The 20,805-nt window shown below is 70.0% G+C and carries 9 protein-coding genes; 2 read left to right on the forward strand and 7 right to left on the reverse strand.

The window, feature by feature from the left end:
* Window positions 1-65 precede the first annotated feature (65 nt).
* Window positions 66-920, forward strand: coding sequence for a LysR family transcriptional regulator (locus tag K9S39_RS20745; protein WP_248864869.1), 855 nt, complete (start codon window positions 66-68; stop codon window positions 918-920).
* 243 nt (window positions 921-1,163) lie between these two features.
* Entirely contained in the window at window positions 1,164-1,550 is a 387-nt protein-coding gene (locus tag K9S39_RS20750; protein ID WP_248864870.1) for a hypothetical protein, read from the forward strand.
* A 1,083-nt stretch (window positions 1,551-2,633) separates the two neighbouring features.
* Here K9S39_RS20750 and K9S39_RS20755 read toward each other — a convergent pair.
* The 7 genes from K9S39_RS20755 to K9S39_RS20785 form a co-directional block, all read right to left on the reverse strand.
* Window positions 2,634-3,365, reverse strand: a complete 732-nt coding sequence (locus K9S39_RS20755) for a thioesterase II family protein (RefSeq protein ID WP_248864871.1) — start codon at window positions 3,363-3,365, stop codon at window positions 2,634-2,636.
* Between the two features lie 91 nt (window positions 3,366-3,456).
* Window positions 3,457-3,636: a helix-turn-helix domain-containing protein gene (locus tag K9S39_RS20760; protein WP_248864872.1), complete on the reverse strand. Its 180-nt coding sequence runs from the start codon at window positions 3,634-3,636 to the stop codon at window positions 3,457-3,459.
* Window positions 3,637-4,418: 782 nt separating this feature from the next.
* Complete coding sequence (locus K9S39_RS20765; protein WP_248864873.1) at window positions 4,419-5,651, reverse strand: cytochrome P450; 1,233 nt, start codon at window positions 5,649-5,651, stop codon at window positions 4,419-4,421.
* Entirely contained in the window at window positions 5,611-6,885 is a 1,275-nt protein-coding gene (locus tag K9S39_RS20770) for an MFS transporter (RefSeq protein WP_248864874.1), read from the reverse strand. Before K9S39_RS20770 ends, K9S39_RS20765 begins: the two co-directional genes overlap by 41 nt.
* 118 nt (window positions 6,886-7,003) lie before the next feature.
* Entirely contained in the window at window positions 7,004-7,984 is a 981-nt protein-coding gene (locus tag K9S39_RS20775) for a TauD/TfdA family dioxygenase (protein WP_248864875.1), read from the reverse strand.
* A 141-nt stretch (window positions 7,985-8,125) separates the two neighbouring features.
* Window positions 8,126-20,497: a non-ribosomal peptide synthetase gene (locus K9S39_RS20780; protein ID WP_248864876.1), complete on the reverse strand. Its 12,372-nt coding sequence runs from the start codon at window positions 20,495-20,497 to the stop codon at window positions 8,126-8,128.
* Window positions 20,498-20,562: 65 nt separating this feature from the next.
* A complete protein-coding gene (locus K9S39_RS20785; RefSeq protein WP_248864877.1) occupies window positions 20,563-20,763 on the reverse strand; it encodes an MbtH family protein in 201 nt (66 codons plus the stop codon).
* Window positions 20,764-20,805: the final 42 nt, after the last annotated feature.

Consider the following 20,805-nt stretch of genomic DNA (forward strand, 5'->3'; position numbering starts at 1 on the left):
AGAACACTAGACACCCGACCGGTGTGGGAGAAATGACATTGTTGAACCACCTATACGCTCAACGAATGAATGTCGACCTGCGTCACCTGCGATGCTTTCTGGCGGTCGCCGAGGAAGGGGGCTTCACAGCGGCCGGCCGACGACTCCATCTCGCCCAGCCGACCCTCACCCGCACCATTAAGTCCCTTGAGGAGTCCCTGGGGGTCCAGCTCTTCGAACGCAACACCCGTAGAACGGAGTTGACCGACAAAGGGGAGAAGCTGTGGCAGAACCTCGGCCCGCTGCTCGGCCAACTCGACCGGACACTAAGGGATTTGCGGGAAGGCGAGAAACTTCGCGTCGGGTTCAGCTGGGGACTGCCCGAGGGTTTATCGCGGCTCGCCGCCCGGTTCGCGGAGGAAACCGGGGTCGGAGTCGAATTCCTTCGCTGTGACATCCCCCAGGCCGGGCTCGATACCGGCCAGGTGCACCTGGGCCTGCTGCGCGGCTCACAGCTGCCCAAGAACCTGCGCAGCTTCTTCCTCTACGAGGAGCCCCGCATCGCGGCCGTCCCCGCGAGCTGGGAGCTGGCCGGACGCACCGAACTCGACTGGGCGGAACTCGCCGGCCTGCCACTGATCATCAACACCGTCAGCGGCACCACCTTCCCCGACATGTGGCCCGCCGGCCGCCGCCCAGTGGTGGGCGCCGAGTGCCGCAACTACGACGAGTGGCTGGAGCAGGTGGCCGCCGGCCTCGGCGTGGGCACCGCACCGATCTCCACCGCCCGCCGCTACACGCACCCCTCCGTGCATCTCGTCCCGCTGACCGGCGCACCCGCCGTGCGCACCCATCTCGCCTATCCCTCGCACGGCGCCCACCCGCAGGCCGCCCACTTCGTCGACCACGCCTGGCGGGCGGCCGACGAGTTGCAGACGTAGCCGCAGCGCCGACGCCGGGTGGCGCGACCATGGCGGTGCTCTTCCGGGCGCTGGGGCAGGCCCTACGGGTCGGGGAGCTGTGGAGCCTGCCCCTGCCCGAGCTGGGGGCCGATCCCCCTACTCAGAGGTAAGCACCCACCTTTTGTGGGTGCTTGATCGATGGGGTGGTCGAGGTGAGGCTGGACGCACACACCGAGCACCCGGCGTCTCACCACGAAGGAGGCCACCTCATCGAGCTTGGCCATGCACCGCTTGCCCCCCGTCCCCGGCGACTTCAGCGCCTCCCACCTCGGTGAGGGAGTGCTCGACGCCGTCTGCCTCGGCAGCGGCCCGGACGAGCTCTACGAGGCCCAGCACCGCACGCCCGACGCCCTGGGCGGCACTGGCACCTACCTCGGCGGCACCTACCTCGGCGCCCCGGTGCGTACCGATGTACGACGCCTCCCTGCTCGACGTGTGGTGGACCTCGGCCAGCGGCTTGGTCCACGGCATGGCGCTGGCCACCACCCAGAGCGTCAAACACGCCAGGCCACCGCGCCGGAGGGCCGGTCGATGCCGGAAACGACGGCCAACTCGGCGACGCTCGCAAGTCCACGCTCTTTCGACGCGGTTGGAGGGCGTACCAGTTGATCGCCGCGTGCAGGTGGCGGGGGAGCCCCGTCCCAAGGCCGATGCTGCCGTCCCGGTCGGGTGATGACACCGCCCTGTCCGATTGTGACGAACTCGGCAGGCCATGGATAGGTCACGGGCTTCACCGGCAACTCCCGCACCCGACTCAGAAAAGATGGCGTACGGCACTGCACGGCAACGATCCGGACCGGCCCCTGCAGACTCCACCGTCGCCGGCCCCTCACCGATGCTGTACGTCTCCTCGGGCACACGCCCACTCTGTCGAACAAGCAGGAAACCCCGAGGCGCTCCCAGTCCTCTCGCACGGAGTGCCCGTCACGAGGGCGGGAAAGATCACCAGGGGGATCGGCAAGAGGTCGGGGAGCGCCTACGTCCCTTGACATTCAAGGAGCTCCCAGCTCGCCCCCTCCCCACATGCGCATGTGCACACCGTGCGCGCACCAAAAATACCCCCTGAACCCACGTTTCTACAGGTCAGAGGGCATCCCACAAGCGGAGCCGAGGGAAGTCGAACCCCTGGGTTCCTGCGCTCCCCCCTGCGCTCCCCTCGCCTCAACGCTGAACCCCAACCTGACGCCCCATCGGACGATCAACGCAAAAGACCAGGTCAGAAGGGATCTGACCTGGTCTCTCTCAGATCCGCGTTCGGGATTCGAACCCGAGACCTACGCATCACGAGGGCAGTAGTGATCGTGATGGACTGTGCTGCGCGGTCATGTCAGATCCTGCTTTCCCAGATCGTTCCGGCGAGGTCTGGTACGTGCTGCGCGATGACGTTGAGGCGGGGACGGAGATCAGGCCAAGAGATCACAGCTGTGTGGGGGCCGTAAACGGGCTCGTTGGACACTTCTACTGGGGGTCCTTCCCGTGGTTGATGGTGAGGTTGCCGTCTACCTTGCGATGCCTGTTGCCCGGCCCTATCCGTTCTGCGTGATCGACGCGGGTAGTCCAACTCGCCTGTGGGGGTGGACGGTTGTGGCTGAGCAGGCAGGCCCTGCAACTGTTCACGATCGGTGGGGGAGAAGGCATCCAGCTCGTCTTCGACGCGTTCGTGTGCTGCCCCGGCTTCCCACCGCCGCGTACTCAGCCGTCGGCCGTGGCGATCCGGGCCAGGGCCGCACTGTGTTCCGCGAGGTAGAAATGCCCACCGGGGAAGGCGTGGCAGGCGAAGGGGCCGGTGGTGATCCGGGCCCACTCCTTCATCTGTGCCTCCGTCACCCGGGGATCGGCATCGCCGGTCAAGGCGATGACCTCCGCGGTGACCGGGGCGGCGGGGTCCGGCCGGTAGGAGTCGATGAGGAAGTAGTCGTTGCGCAGGATCGGGAGAACCATCGCGCGGATGTCCGGGTCCTCCAGGATGGCGCTCTGGGTACCGCCGAGTGCGCCCATCGAGTCGATCAGCTCGTCGTCGGTGAGCGGGGGGATCACGCCGTCCTCGGGAGGCCCGGCGAGCCGTCGGCCGGAGACGCACAACCGGGTCACCGCCGAGGCCCGGTCCGCCTCGAGGATGCGCAGGACCTCGTACGCGACCGCCGCACCCATGCTGTGGCCGAAGAGGATGGTCTCCCGGCCGTCGGCGCGCAGTGCCCGGGCGGCGGCGGAGGCCAGCTCGGCCATGGTGCCCAGCAACGGCTCGGCTATCCGGCTCTCCCGGCCCGGGTACTGCACCACCTGCAGTTCGACCGTGGGGTCCAGGTGCTGCGCCCAGGAGCGGAAGAAACTCGCGCTGCCACCGGCGTGCGGGAAGCAGACCAGACGGCGGGCGGCGGACGGGTTGGGGCGGGGGACGACGAGCCAGCGGGACTTGGAGGGCATCGGGATCCGGGTCCTTTCTGATGGGGGTTGGTCCGGCTTCTGACCCCGTGGGCCGCCGTGGCCTGGCCTACGCCTGGCGCAGGCCAGGCCCCTAGCCGAGCACCGCTTCGCCCAGTGGGGTCAGGGTGTGGACGGAGGCGTTGTGGCGTCGCTCGGTGGCGACGAGTCCGGCGCGCCGCAGTACACCGATGTGCTGACTCACCGAGGGGTTGGAGATCTTCAGCCGGCGGGCGATCTCCCCGGTGGAGCCGGTCTCCCGCAGGCACTCCATGACGTCGGCGCGGGTGCGCCCCAGCAGGGAGGGCAGTGCCGAGTCGGTGGGCTCGTCCTGCCAGAGGGCCGCGGCACCGGCCGGGTCGGGGGGTGATGTTGTAGACGAGCAGGAGGGAGTCCTGGGAGCCCAGGGCGGAGTCGAGGAACAGCGGTTGCTGGGCGAAGAGGGAGGGCACGAGGGTGAGCCGGCGGCCGCGCAGCGAGACCTCGCGGTCGGGGTGGCCATCGGCGATACGCAGCACGGGCGCCTCCCAGTTGATCGCGGGATGAAGAGCGTTCAGCACGCCCTCCATCCCGTCCTCCAGGACGTCCCGCCCCCGCGCGGTGCGTTCCGTTTCCAGGCTGAGGGCGATCCGTTTCCAATACGGACGGACCGCGGCGCCGTGGAAAGCGTTGCCGTCGCTGACTTCGCCTTTCTCGCGTGGCGAGAAATCCCGGGCGGGCTGGAAATCTTGGGCCATGGTCTCCATGAGCGGTCGCGGGGTTTTCACCACGGTGCCCGCCGCCATCAGCCGGCGTAGTCGAATCCTGGTTTTCTTACGCCACTCCACGAACCCATCGGGCTGCGGCTCGGTGTAACGCTGCCAGGCGAAATACGTCTCAGCTGCCGGGCCGAGCGTGCTCATGACGCGGATGCGCGCCAGCTCCTCTACGGCCAGTCCCAGGGCTACCAATTCCGCACCCCCAATTCCCCTGCCCCCCGTACGATCGCCGATGATCTTACCCGAGCGATTCCACGGTGGCGGGTGAGGGTGGACTCAGTCCTGAACGGGCGTGCGCTCAGCGCCATTCCATGGTGACCGGCAGGCTCTGGTAGCCCTGGACCAAGTTGGAGCGCATCCACCTCGGGTCGCTATTCAGCTGGACCGCTTCGGCCTCCTGGGAGAGCTCCCGCAGAAGTTCGCGCAGCTCGATACGGGCCAGCGCCGCGCCCAGGCAATGGTGCGGGCCATTTCCGAATCCCAGGTGGCGGTTGGGCTTGCGGTCCGCACGAAACGCATGCGGTTCCGGGAAGAGCCGTGCGTCACGGTTCGCGGCCGACAGCCAGCCCACGACCGGCTCGCCCTTGCGGATGTCCTGCCCGCCGATGGTGACGTCCTCGGTGGCGACCCGCAGCACGTGCATGGCCGGTGAGGTCCAGCGCACGACCTCCTCCACGGCGGTGTCCAGCAGCTCGGGGTCGTCCTGGAGCGCATGGAGGACCTCGGGGAACGCCTGGAAGATGTGGAAGGCGCCGGTAATGGAATGCCGGGTGGTCTCGTTTCCTCCGATCAGTACGTTGTTGCAGTTGATGAGGACGTCGTCAGCGGACAGTCGGCCGTCCGTGAGCAGGGTGCTGACGAGGTCGTCACCCGGATTCTTCGTGCGCTCCTCGATCAATTCATAGAAATAGAAGAGAATTTCCGAGTGGGCCACGCCGGACGTCATCTTGTTGAAGGAACTGTCCTCACCGCCGAAGGCGTGGTTGGTCAGTTCGATCAGCCTCGGCCGGTCGCTGAGCGGAACGCCGATGACCTCGCAGACAATCGCGGCCGGGAGCCGAGGCCCCACTTCGAGTGCGACGTCGGTGGCGTCCTCGGCCTTCATCCGCTCGACAATCTCCTTGATCTCGCGCTGCAGCACGGATTCCAGTTCCGGGGCGCGCAGCCGGGAGAGGAACGGACCGATGAGCCGCTTGAGGGCGGAGTGCCATTTCCCTTCGGATACCACGAGCATACGGCCACCGGCATTGTCCGGATTCTGTGCGTCGAAGCCAATCATCATGCCGTGTTCGGAAGTGAAGGGCGCCTTGGGAGAGAGCATCGCGCTGACGTCCTGGTGCGAGAAGAGCGACCAGAATCCATTGGGTGAGCTGCCCGGCTCGCTCCAGATCTTGGCGTCGTTCGCGACGTACTCCTGCCACATGGTGAAGCGGTCTTCGGTGGTGTAGAGATCAGGGTTTCCGAGGTCCATGGTGAACACCAATTTCTTTTCAGGTCCGTTGGCGGGCAGGGGGAGCAGAGGGCGATTCATCGGGCACATCCTCAGCCGCGTCGTCCTCCGGCGCGGGCGGGGTGAAGCCGCGCATGGTGGGGCTGAGCACCGCCGAGAGGGCGAGGAGGGAGACCACGCCCGCGCACGAGAGCAGCCCAACCAGGCGACTGGTGAGGTCGAAGAGCACTCCGCCGACCAGCGGCGCGATCGCCCCACCCACACCGCTGACGACATTGGCCACGCTCATCACCCGCCCGCGCTGCGCGTCCGGGGTCAGCAGCAACTGGTACGTGGTGATGGCCGCGTTGGCGGTCGGCGCGGCAAAGGCGATGGCACCGAGCAGGATGCCGATCAGGTAGCCGCCGGGCAGCAGCGCGATGCCCACGGTGAGCACCGCGAACACGCACAGCACGGCGAAGACCGCTCGCGATCCGGTCAGGACGCGCTGCAGCGCGGGCGCCGCCAGCGCGCCCAGCAGCCCGCCCACGCCGAGCAGAGCCGCCATCACCCCGATCAACCCGGAGTTCATCCCGCTGGTCTTCGCCGAGGCGATGACGATGAAGTAGATGACGCCGAAGAACAGGTTGGTCGCCACCGCGTACAGCAGGGTGAGCCGCAGGAAGGGGTGTCGGGCGATCCAGCGGATTCCCTGACTCAACTCCCGTACTCTGTTGCCCTTGTAAGGTTTCCGTGGCGGTGTGGCGGGCGGACGCAGGAACAGCAGCAGGCCGAAGCTGAGCAGATGGGCCAGCGCGCCGGCCGCGAACGGGAAGGCGTTCTTCAGCGCGAGCAGGAAGCCGCCCGCCGAGGTTCCGGCGAGCTGACCGGCGTACGTACGCGCCGAGTTGAGTGCCACCGCGCCGGAGAGCTTCTCCTCGCCGACCACCGTCGGCAGCAGCGCCTCGCCGGACGCCAGCATCATGGCCGTGGCCGCGCCGTTGACCAGCGCCAGCAGTACCAGAGCGGTCAGGGACGGGGCGCCCGTCCACAACGACAGCGCCAGATATCCGAAGACCAGGATCTGGGCGGCCTCGCAGCCGAGCATGATCGCGCGGCGGTCGTAGCGATCGGCGACCGCCCCGGCCGGCAGCCCGGCCAGGAACATCGCCACCGCGTCGACGAAGCCGATGATGCCCGCCTGCGAGGGCGAGTTGGTGATCGTCAGCGCGAGCAGCGGCAGCACGATCACCGAGGTGCTGTAGGCGAACTCGCTGAAGGTCTGGCTCGTCCACAGCAAGGTGAAACTGGCTTTACCCGATTGTGGACGAGCCACGGCTTCTCCTTCGTTCGTACGGTGACGCGTTCGCCGGCGTCGGGGGCAGGTGCTGACGTGGGGCGGCCTGTGCTGGCGTCGGGCGGCGTGCTCCGGCGTCGGCCGGCCGGGCAGCGTGTCAGCCCACGGCGCGGGAGCGCCGGCGGGTGTGCACGTACGTGCGGCGCAGGTCACGGATCAGGCTGGTGCGCTTGAGCCAGCGGTCGGTGCCGTCGTAGCGCGGGGTGAAGGTGTCCCGGCCGTGGATGACGCGGTAGTTGTCGATAAACGCCACCTCGCCCGGGTTCAGGACGACCCGCTCGGTGGCGCCGGCCAGCCGCTCCGCCGCGAAGTTCATGGCCCGCTCGGCCTCCGCGTCACCGGGCAGGGGGCTGGTGAAGTCCGCGTCGATGCGCAGGTACGGATCGTCCTCGGGGCCGAAGAGCACCGAGGCCACCTCGTGCACGCGCTCGTCCAGCGCCACCGGGCCGTCACCGTCCTGCCTGGCCTTTTCGACGTGCGAGTCGTCCGGGTAGAAGCGGAAGCGGTTCTGGTGGAGTACCTGCCGGACGTCCTCGGGGAACTCCACCGCGTCCACCCGCGCCATGGTGGTGCCCACCCGGTCGAGGTTGCGCAGGCACATCAGCACGACGTAGTCGCCGCGGCAGGTGTGGAAGACGTCCTCGGTGTGCAGGGTGAGCTGCATCTCGCTGCTGGCACTGGTCAGCGACGCCTCCTGCCCCTTGGAGGGGCATACGTCGTGGACCAGGCGACCGTTCTGCTGGTTGGCCCAGGCGAACGGGTCGCCGAGCACGGAGGAGACCAGCAGCAGCACCAGCTCCTCGCGCAGCGCCGCGCCCTCCTTCTCGGCTATCTGCCAGCTCGGTGGGGTCGCCACGAGGTCCTCGCTGACTGGGAGGTTGGCCACCCGGATGACGGCATCCTCCTCGGCACGCGCACCGACCAGGAACCTCCGCAGCCCGACGGGGAGATTCTCGGCCTCGATGCGTACCTCGTCCGCGTAGGCGTGCAGATCCCAGACGGGATGGCCGGCGATGAAGTCATCGGCGATCCTCTCTATCTGGGACTTTTCCTCGTCGCTCAGGACGTAGCGAGCCATGTCAGGAACCTTTCGAAGACGTGCGACAGCAGAAGAAGGCGTGGGGAGAAGCGGGAAGATCCGGGAAGAAACGGGGAGAAGTGAGGTGAGCGAGGGGCGCCGGGCCCCGCGCCCGCGGTGGCCGCGGGGCCCGGCATACGGTCAGCGTCCGCGCCGCGTGCGGTCGACGATCTGCCGCAGGGCGTCGAGGAGTCCCTCCGCAAGGTGCGCGACGGTGGCCGTGCGGTGGCTGCCGGGCGAGTGGATCCAGTCGATCCGCAACTCGCCCTCGCTCACTGCCGCCACCACATCGATCAGATGCGGCCGGGCCTGCTCCGGCGCCTGGCCCCGGCCCAGACCCTCCAGCCGGCCCCGGATGAGCCCGTCCTCGCTGGTGGTGCCGTCCCACTGCCCCAGGTAGTTGAAGCTCACCCGCGGCTGATCCTGGACGGCCAGCGCCCGGCCGGTACCGTCAGGCCCGGACAGATGGCGCAGCGCGCCGTAGCCCAGACCGCGGCCCGGCAGCTTGCGCAGCTTGCCCTTGACGGATTTCAGCGCACGAGCCCAGTCGCCCTCGGGAACGTCCAGGGTCACGGGGTAGATGGTGGTGAACCAACCCACGGTACGGGACAGATCGACATCGTCGAACAGCTCCTCGCGGCCGTGGCCCTCCAGCGCGATGGTCACCGGACCGCCCGCCCAGTCACCCAGCACCCGGCCCAGCGCCGCCAGCAGCACGTCGTTGATCTGGGTGCGGAAGACGGCCGGCACCTGGTGCAGCAGCGCCTCGGTCTCCTCCCGGCCCAGTTGCACGGAGACGATCTCGGTGGCGCCGTACGTATTGGGCTCCGCCCCGTCGAGCGGGATCTCCCGGGACCCGTCCACGCCCTGCCAGTAAGCGAGTTCACCCTCCAGGGCACCCGAGCGGACGTGGTCGGCCAGGCGCTTCGCCCACAGCTGGTAGCTGGAGGTCTTGGCGCCCAGATCCACCGTACGGCCCTCGGCCAGCTGCCCGTACGCCGTGGCCAGGTCCTCCAGCACCACGCGCCAGGAGACACCGTCCATGACGATGTGGTGCACGGCCAGGAAGAGCCGGGGCGTGCCGCCGTCGCTCTCCGGGCGCAGGTAGACGCCCTTGACCAGTGCGCCGGAGGTCAGGTCCAGCGCGTTCTGGGCGGCGGCCGCGGCCTCCTCGGCCTCGACCGACTCCCGCACGGCCAGCAGGGCATCGGCGCTCGCCGGGCCCTCGCCGTACTCCTGCACCCACTGCTCGCCCTCGCGGCGGTAGCGCATCCGCAGCGCGTCGTGGTGCGCGACCACCGCGGACAGGGCGCGGCCGAGCAGTTCGGCGTCGGTGCCCGGCGCCAGCTCGACGTGGACCGACATCGCGTAGTGGTCCGGGTTGTCGGCGTGCCCGTCGAAGAACCAACGCTGGATCGGGGTGAGTTCCACCTCACCGGTCACCGCACCGCCGCCGTCCCCGGCACCGCGCTCCGCGTCCCACTCCACCGCACCGGCCAGGGCCGCCACCGTCTGATGGGTGAACATCAGCTTGGAGGTGAGCCGGAGCCCGGCCTGACGGGCCCGGGAGACGGCCTGGATGGACAGGATCGAGTCGCCGCCCAGCTCGAAGAAGTTGTCGTGCACGCCGACCCGCTCCACACCGAGCACCTCGGCCCACACCGCCGCAAGGGCTTCCTCGGCCGGGCTGCCCGGCGCGACGTACGCACCGTCGAGCTGGTCCGTCTGCACCTCGGGCTCGGGCAGTGAGCGGCGGTCCACCTTGCCGCTGGGGGTCAGCGGCAGCTTCTCGAGCGGGACGAAGACCGCCGGGATCATGTAGTCCGGCAGCGTCTCGCCGAGGCAGGAACGCAGCTCGGTGGTCGCGAGGTCCTGGGTGGACACCAGGTAGGCGACCAGACGGCGGTGCCCGTCGGCGCCCTGATGAGCCACCACAACCGCCTCGGCGACCTGCTCATGAGCGGTCAGCGCCGTCTCGATCTCACCCAGCTCGATCCGGAAACCACGAATCTTGACCTGATCGTCGGCGCGCCCCAGGTACTCCAGCGTGCCATCCGCCCGCCAACGCGCCACATCGCCCGAGCGGTACATCCGCTCGCCGGGCGCACCGAACGGGTTCGCCGGGAAACGCTCCTCGGTCAGCTCCGGACGGTGCAGATACCCGCGCGCCAGACCACCACCCGCGACATACATCTCCCCGGGGACGCCGACCGGTACCGGCTTGCCGCGCTCGTCCAGCAGATAGACGCGGTAGCTGGGCAGCGGGCGGCCCGCCGGCACCCGGCCCGAGGCCACATGCCCAGCCGTAACCTCCTGGAACGTCACATGCACCGTGGTCTCGGTGATCCCGTACATATTGATCAGACGGGTGTCCCCCGAGCCGAACCGGTCGTACCAGGTCCGCAGGTGCTTGGGTTCCAACGCCTCGCCACCGAAGATCACCCACCGCATGTCCGGCAGCGCCGGGACCTCGCCACCCGCGGCGGTCTCCACCAGCTCGCGGAACATCGAGGGCGTCTGGTTGAGCACCGTGACCCGCTCGGCGCGCAGCAGCTCCCACATCGCCTCGGGGTTACGGGCCACATCGTGCGGGACGACCACGACCCGGCCCCCGGTGGTCAGACCACCCCACATCTCCCAGACGGAGAAGTCGAAGGCGTAGGAGTGGAAGACCGTCCACACATCCTGCGGGCCGAAGCCATACGCAGGCTGACAGTTGGCAAGCAGGTTGAGCACGGTGTGGTGCTCGACGGCGACGCCCTTGGGGGAGCCGGTCGAACCGGACGTGTAGATGACATACGCCAGGTTGTCCCCGGTGACGGCCACCTCGGGCGCGGTATCCGGCAGCTGCGCGATGCGCTCCCGCTCCCGGTCCAGGTCAATGACGGTCACACCCTCCGCCGGCAGCCCATCCTGCAGGCCCCGGTGCGTAACCAGCATTCGAGCCCCGGAGTCCTGAAGCATGTACGCCAGCCGGTCCGCCGGATACGCCGGGTCCAGCGGCACATACGCCGCCCCCGCCTTCATGATCCCCAGCAGCCCGACCACCATCTCGGTGCTCCGCTCCACCGACAGACCGACCAGCGCATCCGGAGCGGCACCCCACACCCGCAGATGGTTGGCGAGTTGGTTGGCCCGCTCATCCAGCTCCCGGTAGGTCAGGGACTCCTCGCCGTACGTGACAGCGATCGCGTCCGGCGTCACCGCCGCCCGCTCAGCAACCCGCTCATGGACACAGCCCGCCTCAGGCGCCACACCACCCGACGCATTGAACTCACGAACAACCCGCTCCACCTCCGCACCGCTCAGCATCGGCAGCTCGGCCAGCGCGCGGTCCGCGTCCGCCACGGAGGCGGCCAGCAACTCGTTCAGGTGGTCGCCCAGGCGGGCGATGGTGCCCTCGTCGAACAGCTCGGCGCTGTACTCGATCAGGGCGCGCAGCCCGCCGTCCCGCTCCTCGAACTCGATGGTGAGGTCGAACAGCGCGTTCTCACGCTCCAGTTGGTAGTCACTGGCCGTCACGTCACCGAGCGACAGGTCGATCGCGGGGGCGTTCTGCAGCACGACCATCGCCTGGATCAGCGGCGTACGGCTGGTGTCGCGCTCCAGGTCCATGGCCTCGACGAGGCGCTCGAACGGCATGTCCTCGTGGCCGAAGGCCTCCAGGACGGTCTGCCTGACCTGGCCCAGCAGCGTACGGAAGGACGCCTGCGGATCGACCTGCGAGCGCAGTACGACCGTATTGACCAGGAAGCCGACCAGCCCTTCCAGGTCGCCCTGGCCACGCCCCGAGGAGGCCGTGCCGACGGCGATGTCCTCCTGGCCCGTGTAGCGGGCGAAGACCGCCTTGACGGCCGCCGTCAGCGCCATGAAGAGCGTGGCGCCCTGTCCGCGGGCAAGGCCCTTGAGGCCGGTGACGGTCGCCTCGGGGACCTCGAAGCCGTACACCGCGCCTACGCTGGAGCGCATCGTCGGGCGGGACCGGTCGATGGGCAGCTCCAGCGGCGCCACGCCCGCCAGGTGCTCCCGCCACCATTCGAGCTGCTGCTCCAGCAGGACGCCGTCCTCCAGGCGGGCCCGCTGCCAGGCCGCGAAGTCCGGGTACTGGACGGCGACTTCGGGCAGCCGCGCGGTACGGCCCTGGACGTGGGCCGCATACAGCTCGCCCAGCTCGTGGGAGACCACGCCCATCGACCAGCCGTCGGTGACGATGTGGTGCATCCCCAGGACGCACACATGGTCGTCGGCGGCCAGCCTGACCAGCAGTACCCGCACCAGCGGGCCGGTCTTCAGGCCGTATGGGCGCGCCATGTCCGCGCGGACCAGCTCGCGCAGCCGCTGCTCACGCGCGTCGGCGTCGCCGAGGTCGGTGAGATCGGCGGCCGTCCACTCGGGCTCCATGGCGTCGTGCACCACCTGTACGCCCCGGCCGTCGACCATGTCGAAGGTGGTGCGCAGCGCCTCGTGGCGGTCCATGAGGTCGGTGACCGCGGCCCGCAGCGCGGCGGCGTCCAGCGCGCCGGTCAGCCGCAGTCCAGCGGCGGAGTGGTAGTCCGTGCCGCCCGGGTTGAAGTCCTCCAGGAACCACAGCCGCTGCTGACCGAAGGACATCGGCAGCGCGCCGTCGCGCGGCACGGCCGGGATCGCGAGCGCGTTCTGCCGCGACTGCGACGGCAACTGCTCGTGCTCCGGAGCGAGGAGCGCGGCCAGTTCGGCGACCGTGGACGCCTCGAAGAGCGCTCGCGGCGAGACCTGGACGCCCAGCGCCTTGCCCATACGGGACGCCATCCGGATGGAGATGATCGAATCGCCGCCCAGCTCGAAGAAGTTGTCGTGCACGCCGACCCGCTCCACGCCCAGTTCCTGCGACCAGACCTCCGCGAGCGCCTGCTCGGTCGCGGTGCGCGGGGCCACGTACTCGTTGCCCAGCAACTCGGCCTGGACCTCGGGCTGGGGCAGTGAGCGGCGGTCCACCTTGCCGCTGGGGGTCAGCGGCAGCTCGTCGAGGGGGACGAAGACCGCCGGGATCATGTAGTCCGGCAGCGTCTCGCCGAGGCAGGAACGCAGCTCGGTGGTCGCGAGGTCCTGGGTGGACACCAGGTAGGCGACCAGACGGCGGTGCCCGTCGGCGCCCTGGTGGGCCACCACGACCGCCTCGGCGACCTGCTCATGAGCGGTCAGCGCCGTCTCGATCTCACCCAGCTCGATCCGGAAACCACGAATCTTGACCTGATCGTCGGCGCGCCCCAGGTACTCCAGCGTGCCATCCGCCCGCCAACGCGCCACATCGCCCGAGCGGTACATCCGCTCGCCGGGCGCACCGAACGGGTTCGCCGGGAAACGCTCCTCGGTCAGCTCCGGACGGTGCAGATACCCGCGCGCCAGACCACCACCCGCGACATACATCTCCCCGGGGACGCCGACCGGTACCGGCTTGCCGCGCTCGTCCAGCAGATAGACGCGGTAGCTGGGCAGCGGGCGGCCCGCCGGCACCCGGCCCGAGGCCACATACTCGGCGGTGACCTCCTGGAAGGTGACATGCACCGTGGTCTCGGTGATGCCGTACATGTTGATCAGGCGGGTGTCACCGGCGTCGTACTGGTGGTACCAGGTACGCAGGTGCTTAGGCTCCAGTGCCTCACCGCCGAAGATCACCCAGCGCAGTTCGGGCAGCACCAGCGCGCCCGAGGCCGCCGCCTGCTCGACCAGCTCGCGGAACATCGACGGCGTCTGGTTGAGCACGGTGACCTGCTCGGTGCGCAGCAGTTCCCACATCGCTTCGGGGTTGCGGGCCACGTCGTGGGGTACGACGACGATCCGGCCGCCCGAGGTCAGACCGCCCCACATCTCCCAGACGGAGAAGTCGAAGGCGTAGGAGTGGAACACCGTCCAGACGTCGTCGGGTCCGAAGCCGTAGGCGGGCCGGCAGTTGGCGAGGAGGTTGAGGACGGTGTGGTGCTCGACGGCGACGCCCTTGGGGCGGCCGGTGGAGCCGGAGGTGTAGATGACGTAGGCGAGGTTGTCGCCAGTGGCGGGGGTGCCGGGGCAGCTGACGGGCAGCTGGCTGATCGCCTGGCGGTCCCGGTCGAGGTCGACCAGGGTGATGCCGTCGGCGGGGAGGGTGTCCTGGAGGCCGCGGTGGGTGACCAGAAGCTTGGCGCCGGAGTCCTGGAGCATGTACGCGAGGCGGTCGGCCGGGTAGGCCGGGTCCAGCGGTACGTAGGCGGCGCCGGCCTTCATGATGCCGAGCAGCCCGACGACCATTTCGGTGCTGCGCTGGACGGACAGGCCGATCAGGTCGTCCGGGCCGGCTCCCTGGGCGACCAGGTGGTGGGCGAGCTGGTTGGCGCGCTCGTCCAGCTCCCGGTAGGTCAAGGACTCTTCGCCGTACGTCACGGCGATCTCCTCGGGGGTTAGTGCCGCCCGTTCAGCAATCCGCTCGTGGATGCAGCCCGCCTCAGGCGCCACACCACCCGTTGCATTGAACTCATGGACAACCTGCTCCGTCTCCGCGTCGGTCAGCATCGGCAGCTCGGTCAGCGGGGCCTCCGGGCAGGCGAGCATGCTCTCCAGAGCGACCCGGACGTGGCCCGCCATGCGCGCGACGGTGGCCGCGTCGAACAGCTCGGCGTCGTAGGAGAGGGCATAGGCCAGCTCCTCGCCCGCGTACGCGATGAAGTTCAGCGGGTAGTTGGTGACATCGGCACCTTCCAGACCGTGCAGCCGGGCGCCACCCTCGCCGCCTTCCGGCACCTGCTCGTCCATCGGGAAGTTCTCGAAGACGACCAGGCTGTCGAAGAGGTTCGTACCGCGCTCGATCTGGCTCCAGGTCTGGATCTGCGACAACGGTACGTACTCGTACTGGCGCGCCTCGACCTGGGCCGCCTGCACCTGTCCCAGCCACTCGGCCACCGGGGCCTCAGGGGCTACCCGGACGCGCACCGGCAGGGTGTTGATGAGCATGCCGACCATCGAGTCCACACCCGGCAGATCGGCCGGACGGCCGGACACCGTCGCACCGAAGACCACGTCCGACTGGCCCGAGTACCGCGCCAGCAGCAGCGACCAGACGCCCTGCATCACGGCGTTCACGGTCAGCCGGTGCTGCCGGGCGAAGGCGTAGATCCGCTCCGACAGCTCGGCGGGCAGGTACGAGATCAGCCGCTCGGTCGACTGGGCCTTGTGACTGGCGGCCGGACGGTGGTAGTACGGCAGGGAGTTGGGGGTGTCGAAGCCCGCCAGCAGTTCCCGCCAGTACGCCTCCGCCGCGCCCAGGTCCTGGCCCTCCAGCCACTCCACGTACGCACCGAACGGGCGCCGCATCGGGAGCACGGGTTCCCGCCCGGCTGCCAACGCGTCGTATGCGGTGGTGAGTTCGTCGAGCACCTGGGAGGTGCTCCAGCCGTCCAGCAGCACATGGTGCGAGGTCCGTACGACCCGCACCGTGCTGTCGGCGACCCGGATGAGGGCGAGGCGCATCAGGGGCGCGGTCGACAGGTCCAGGCCCAGTGCCCGGTCCCCGGCGAGGAAGTCCCGCAGCGCCGCCTGCTGCTCGTCGGCCGGCATGGCCCGCCAGTCCAGATGCGTCACCGGCACCTCGACGTTCCGGTGGACCACCAGCAGCGGGCGGTCCACGCCCTCCCATACGACCGAGCCGCGCAGGATGTCGAGGTGGTCCACGACGCGCTGCCAGGCCCGGGCCAGCAGCTCGGGGTCGCCGACGCCGTCCACGAGGAAGGTCATCTGCTCGAAGTAGGCGGGCGAGTCGGGCTCGGCGAGGGAGTGGAAGAGCATGCCGGACTGCATCGGCGTCAGTGGGTACACGTCCGCCACGCCCCGGCCGTCACCCACGATCCGGTCCACCCCGGCCTGGTCCAGACCCGCCAGCGGGAAGTCCGACGGCGTCGCACCGCCGCCGTCCCCGGAAAGGCAGTGCGCCACGATCTCCCTCAGCGCGTCCAGGAGTTGGGCCGCCAGGCGCTCGACGGTCGCGTCGTCGAACACCTCGCCGGAGTAGATCCAGGTGAAGCCCAGGGCGCCGCCCTCGACCATGCCGACGACATCGAGGAGGTAGGGGCGCGGCTCGTCCACCGCGTGATCCAGGCCGAGCGCCGGGAGCCGGTCGCGGATCAGGCCGTCCTGGCTGGTGGTGTTGTCCCACTGGCCCAGGTAGTTGAAGCTGATCTGCGGCAGCCGGTCGGCGCGCAGCTCATGCCCCGGGGTGCCGGGCCGAGACAGGAAGCGCAGCGCGTCATAGCCCAGGCCCCGGCCGGGGATCGCCCGCAGCTGCTCCTTGACGGACTTCAGCACGCCGCCCCAGTCGCCCCGGGGCACGTCGAGCGCGATCGGGAAGTGGGTGGTGAACCAGCCGACCGTACGGGACAGGTCGACGTCCTCGAACAGCTCCTCGCGGCCGTGGCCCTCGAGCCCCAGCACGATACGGTCCTGGCCGGCCCACTGGGACAGGGTGCGGCCCAGGGCGCTCAGCAGCACGTCGTTGACCTGGGTGCGGTAGACGGCCGGGACCTTCTGCAGCAGCGCCTCGGTCTCCGCGCGGCCCAGCCGTACGGTGACGGTGCGCTCGTGCGCAGTGATGTTCGCCCCGTCCTTGTCGGTGGGGAGCTGGGGGGCGTGGCCGGGGTCGACGGCCTTCCAGTGCGCGATCTCGCCGTCCAGTCCGCCGGAGCGGACGTGCTCGGCCAGGCGTCCCGCCCACAGCTGGTAGCTGGAGGTCTTGGCGCCCAGGTCGGCCGGGCGGCCCTCGGCGAGCTGCCCGTAGGCGGTCTCCAGGTCTTCGAGGACCACGCGCCAGGAGACCCCGTCCATGACGATGTGGTGCACGGCCAGGAACAGGCGCGGTGCGCCGTCCTCGCGCTCCGGGCGCAGGAAGACGCCCTTGACCAGTTCGCCCGAGGTGAGGTTCAGGCCGCGCTGCGCGGCGAGCGCGGCCTCCTCGGCCTCGCCCGGCTCCCGTACGGAGAGCAGGCCGGCGGTCTGGTCGCCGTACTCCTGGATCCACTCCTCGCCCGCGCGGCGGTAGCGCATGCGCAGCGCGTCGTGGTGCGCGACCACCGCGGACAGGGCGCGGCCCAGCAGCTCGGCGTCGGTGCCCGGTGCCAGCTCGACCTGCACGGACATCGCGTAGTGGTGCGGGTTGACGGTGTGCTCGGCGAGGAACCACGCCTGGATCGGGGTGAGTTCGACCTCGCCCGAGACGGTCTGCGGCACTGCGGCGGCCGCGGCGGAGATCTCCCCGACCGCGCCCGCGAGGCTCGCGATGGTCTGGTGAGTGAACAGCAGCTTCGAGGTGAGCCGCAGCCCGGCCTGGCGGGCCCGGGAGACGACCTGGATGGACAGGATCGAGTCGCCGCCCAGGTCGAAGAAGTTGTCGTAGACACCCACCCGCGGTACGCCCAGGACGTCCGCCCAGACGGTGGCCAGGGCCTCCTCGGTGGCGGTGCGCGGGGCCTCGTACTCGGTGCCCAGCTGGTCGGCCTGGATCTCGGGCTCGGGGAGGTTGCGGCGGTCCACCTTGCCGCTGGGGGTCAGGGGCAGCTTGTCGACGGGGACGAAGACCGCCGGGACCATGTAGTCCGGGAGCAGCCCGGACAGATGGCCGCGCAGTTCGCCGGTGGACAGTTCGCGGGCGGCGACGAGGTAGGCGACCAGGCGGTGGCGCCCGTCATCGCCCTGATGGGCGATGACCGCGGCGTTCTCGACGTCCGGGTGCGTCAGGACCGCGCTCTCCACCTCGCCCAGCTCGATCCGGAAGCCGCGGATCTTGACCTGGTCGTCGGCGCGGCCCAGGAACTCCAGGTCGCCGCCGGGCAGCCGGCGGGCCCGGTCGCCGGTGCGATACAGGCGGTCCGCGGGGTCGAAGGGGCTGGTGAGGAAGCGCTCGGCGGTCAGGTCGTCGCGGCCGTGGTAGCCGCGACCGATTCCGTCGCCGCCGAGGTAGATCTCGCCGGGCACGCCCAGCGGCACGACCTGCATCTCGGCGTCGAGCACATGGACCCGGGTGCCGGGCAGCGGGCTGCCGATGGGCACGTAGACGCTGCCGTCCAGGGCGGTTTCGGTGGGGACGAAGACGGTGGAGTCGACGGTGGCCTCGGTGCCGCCGTAGGCGTTGACGACGACCGTGTCGTCCCGCACCTGGCGCAGCAGGGCGCGGCAGTCCTCGACGCGCCAGCCCTCGGAGCCGACGGAGATCAGCTTGAGCGGCGGGAATCCCCGGCCGCGCCGCTCGACCTCCTGGAGCACGGCGTTCATGAGGGACGGCACGATCTCGATGCCGGTGGCGCCGGTCTCCTCGATCAGGTCGAGCAGGGCGGCCGGGTCGGTGGTGACGTCCTTGGAGGCGACGATCAGGGCGCCGCCGAAGGGCAGGGAGCGGATGAGGTCCGCGAAGAACAGGTCCACCGAGAGGCTGGAGACGGACAAGAAGCGCAGCTTCAGCCCGGCCAGGCCGTAGCGCTCGTCCCAAGCGGCGCAGATATGCCGCAGGTTGCGGTGCTCGATGGCGACGCCCTTGGGGTTGCCGGTCGAGCCGGAGGTGTAGATGACGTACGCCAGGTGCCCGGGGGCGATGCCGGCGTCGGGGGCGGTGACCGGGCGGGCGGCGAGGGCCGCCTGGTCGGCGTCCAGGTCCACGACGGTGGCGCCGGTCTGCGGCAGGCGGTCACGGACCCGGCTCTGGGTGACGAGCAGGCGGGCTCCGGAGTCCTGGAGCATGTACGCCAGGCGGTCGGCGGGGAAGGCCGGATCCAGCGGGACGTAGGCGGCGCCGGCCTTGATGATGCCGAGCAGGCCGACGACCATGTCGGCACCGCGCTCGACACTCAGGCCGATCAACGTGTCGGCTCCGGCGCCCAGTTCGCGCAGGTGGTGGGCGAGCTGGTTGGCGCGCTCGTCGAGCTCGCGGTAGGTGAGGGTGGTGTCCTCGGCGACCACGGCGACCGCGTCGGGGGTGCGGGCGGCCTGCTCGGCCAGCCGCTCGTGGATCAGTCCGGTCCCGGCGCCGGCCGTGCCGGTGGCGTTGAAGCCGTGGACGAGCTGCTCCGTCTCGCCGTCGGTGAGCATCGGCAGCGTGCCGACCGGGGTCTCGGGGGCCTGCGCGGCGGCGGTCAGCAGGACGTTGAGGTGGCCGGTCAGGCGCGCGATGGTCGCCTCGTCGAACAGCTCTGTGCTGTACTCGGCCAGGCCCAGCAGCGCGCCGTCGCGCTCCTCGAATTCGAGGGTGAGGTCGAAGAGGGCGGCGTCCCGCTCCAGTTCGTACGTCTCGCTCTCCAGGCCGGGGAACTTGGCGGGCCCGGCCTGGGTGTTGTGCAGGACGACCATGGCCTGCAGCAGCGGGGGGCGGCTGGTGTCGCGCTCCGGAGAGAGCGCCTCCACCAGCTTGTCGAAGGGCACGTCCTCGTGTGCGAAGGCGTCGAGGACGGTCTCCTTGACCTGGCCCAGCAGCTCCAGGAAGGACGCCGTGGGGTCGATGTGCGAGCGCAGCACGACGGTGTTGACGAGGAAGCCGACGAGCTGTTCCAGGTCGTTGTGGCCGCCGCGGCCGGAGGCGGAGGTGCCGACGGCGATGTCCTCCTGGCCGGAGTAGCGGGCCAGGACCGTCTTGGCGGCGGCGGTCAGCGCCATGAAGAGGGTGGCGCCCTGGCGGCGGGCCAGGTCCTTGACGGCCGCGACGGTGGCGGCCGGGACCTGGAAGGCGTACGTGGCACCGGCGCTGGAGCGCACGGCGGGGCGCGGCCGGTCGGTGGGCAGGTCGAGCGGGGCGAGGCCGGCGAGGTGCTCGCGCCACCAGTCGAGCTGCCTGTCCAGCAGTCCGCCGTTCTCCAGCCGGTCGCGCTGCCAGGCCGCGAAGTCCGGGTACTGCACGGTGACGTGGGGCAGCGCGGCGTCCAGGCCCTCGGTCCTGGCCGTGTACAGCGCGCCCAGCTCGCGGGCGACGATGCCCATCGACCAGCCGTCGGTGACGATGTGGTGCATCCCCAGGACGAAGAGGTGCTCGCCGTCCGCGACCTTGACGAGCAGGACGCGCACCAGCGGCCCGCCCTTCAGGTCATAGGGGCGCGCCATCTCCTCGCGTACCAGCTCCCGGGCCCACTGCTCGCGCTCGCCCGCCGGCGCGGCGGACACGTCGGCCTGCCGCCACTCGGGGTGCAGCTCGGGGTGGACAACCTGGACGCCCTTGCCGTCCACCGCGTCGAAGGTGGTGCGCAGCGCCTCGTGCCGGGAAACCAGGTCCCGCAGGGCGCCGTGCAGCGCCTCGGTGTCCAGCTCGCCGGTGAGCCGCAGCGGGAGCGCCGAGTGGTAGTCGGCGCTCTCCGGCTCGAAGTCCTCCAGGAACCACAGCCGCTGCTGGCCGAAGGACATCGGCAGCGCGCCATCCCGCGGCACGGACGGGATCGAGGGCGTGACGGCGGCCTGACCGGCCAGACGCCTGGCGAGCGCCTGCCGCAGATGCTCGGGCAGTGCGGTGATCCGGTCCGCGCGGGACGGCGTGTTCATGGAGGCTCCCCCTACGGGATACGGGATACGGGATACGGGTGGCTGGTGCGGGCGGTCGGTACGGGTCAGCAGGTGGTCAGGCTCTTGGGCCGCAGGTCGGTCCAGTGCGCCTCCACATAGGCCAGGCACTCGTCGCGCGGCGCGGCGTCCAGGGCGACGGTCCAGCCGGCGGGCACGTCGTTGGTGGCGGGCCACAGGGAGTGCTGGCCCTCGGCGTTGACCAGGACGAGGTAGGAACGGTCGGACTGCTCAAAGGGGTTGGACATGGCCATACCTTTCGGGGTGGTGGGTGGTGGGTGGTGGCGTGC

Source organism: Streptomyces halobius (genome assembly GCF_023277745.1).
Classification (GTDB): domain Bacteria; phylum Actinomycetota; class Actinomycetes; order Streptomycetales; family Streptomycetaceae; genus Streptomyces; species Streptomyces halobius.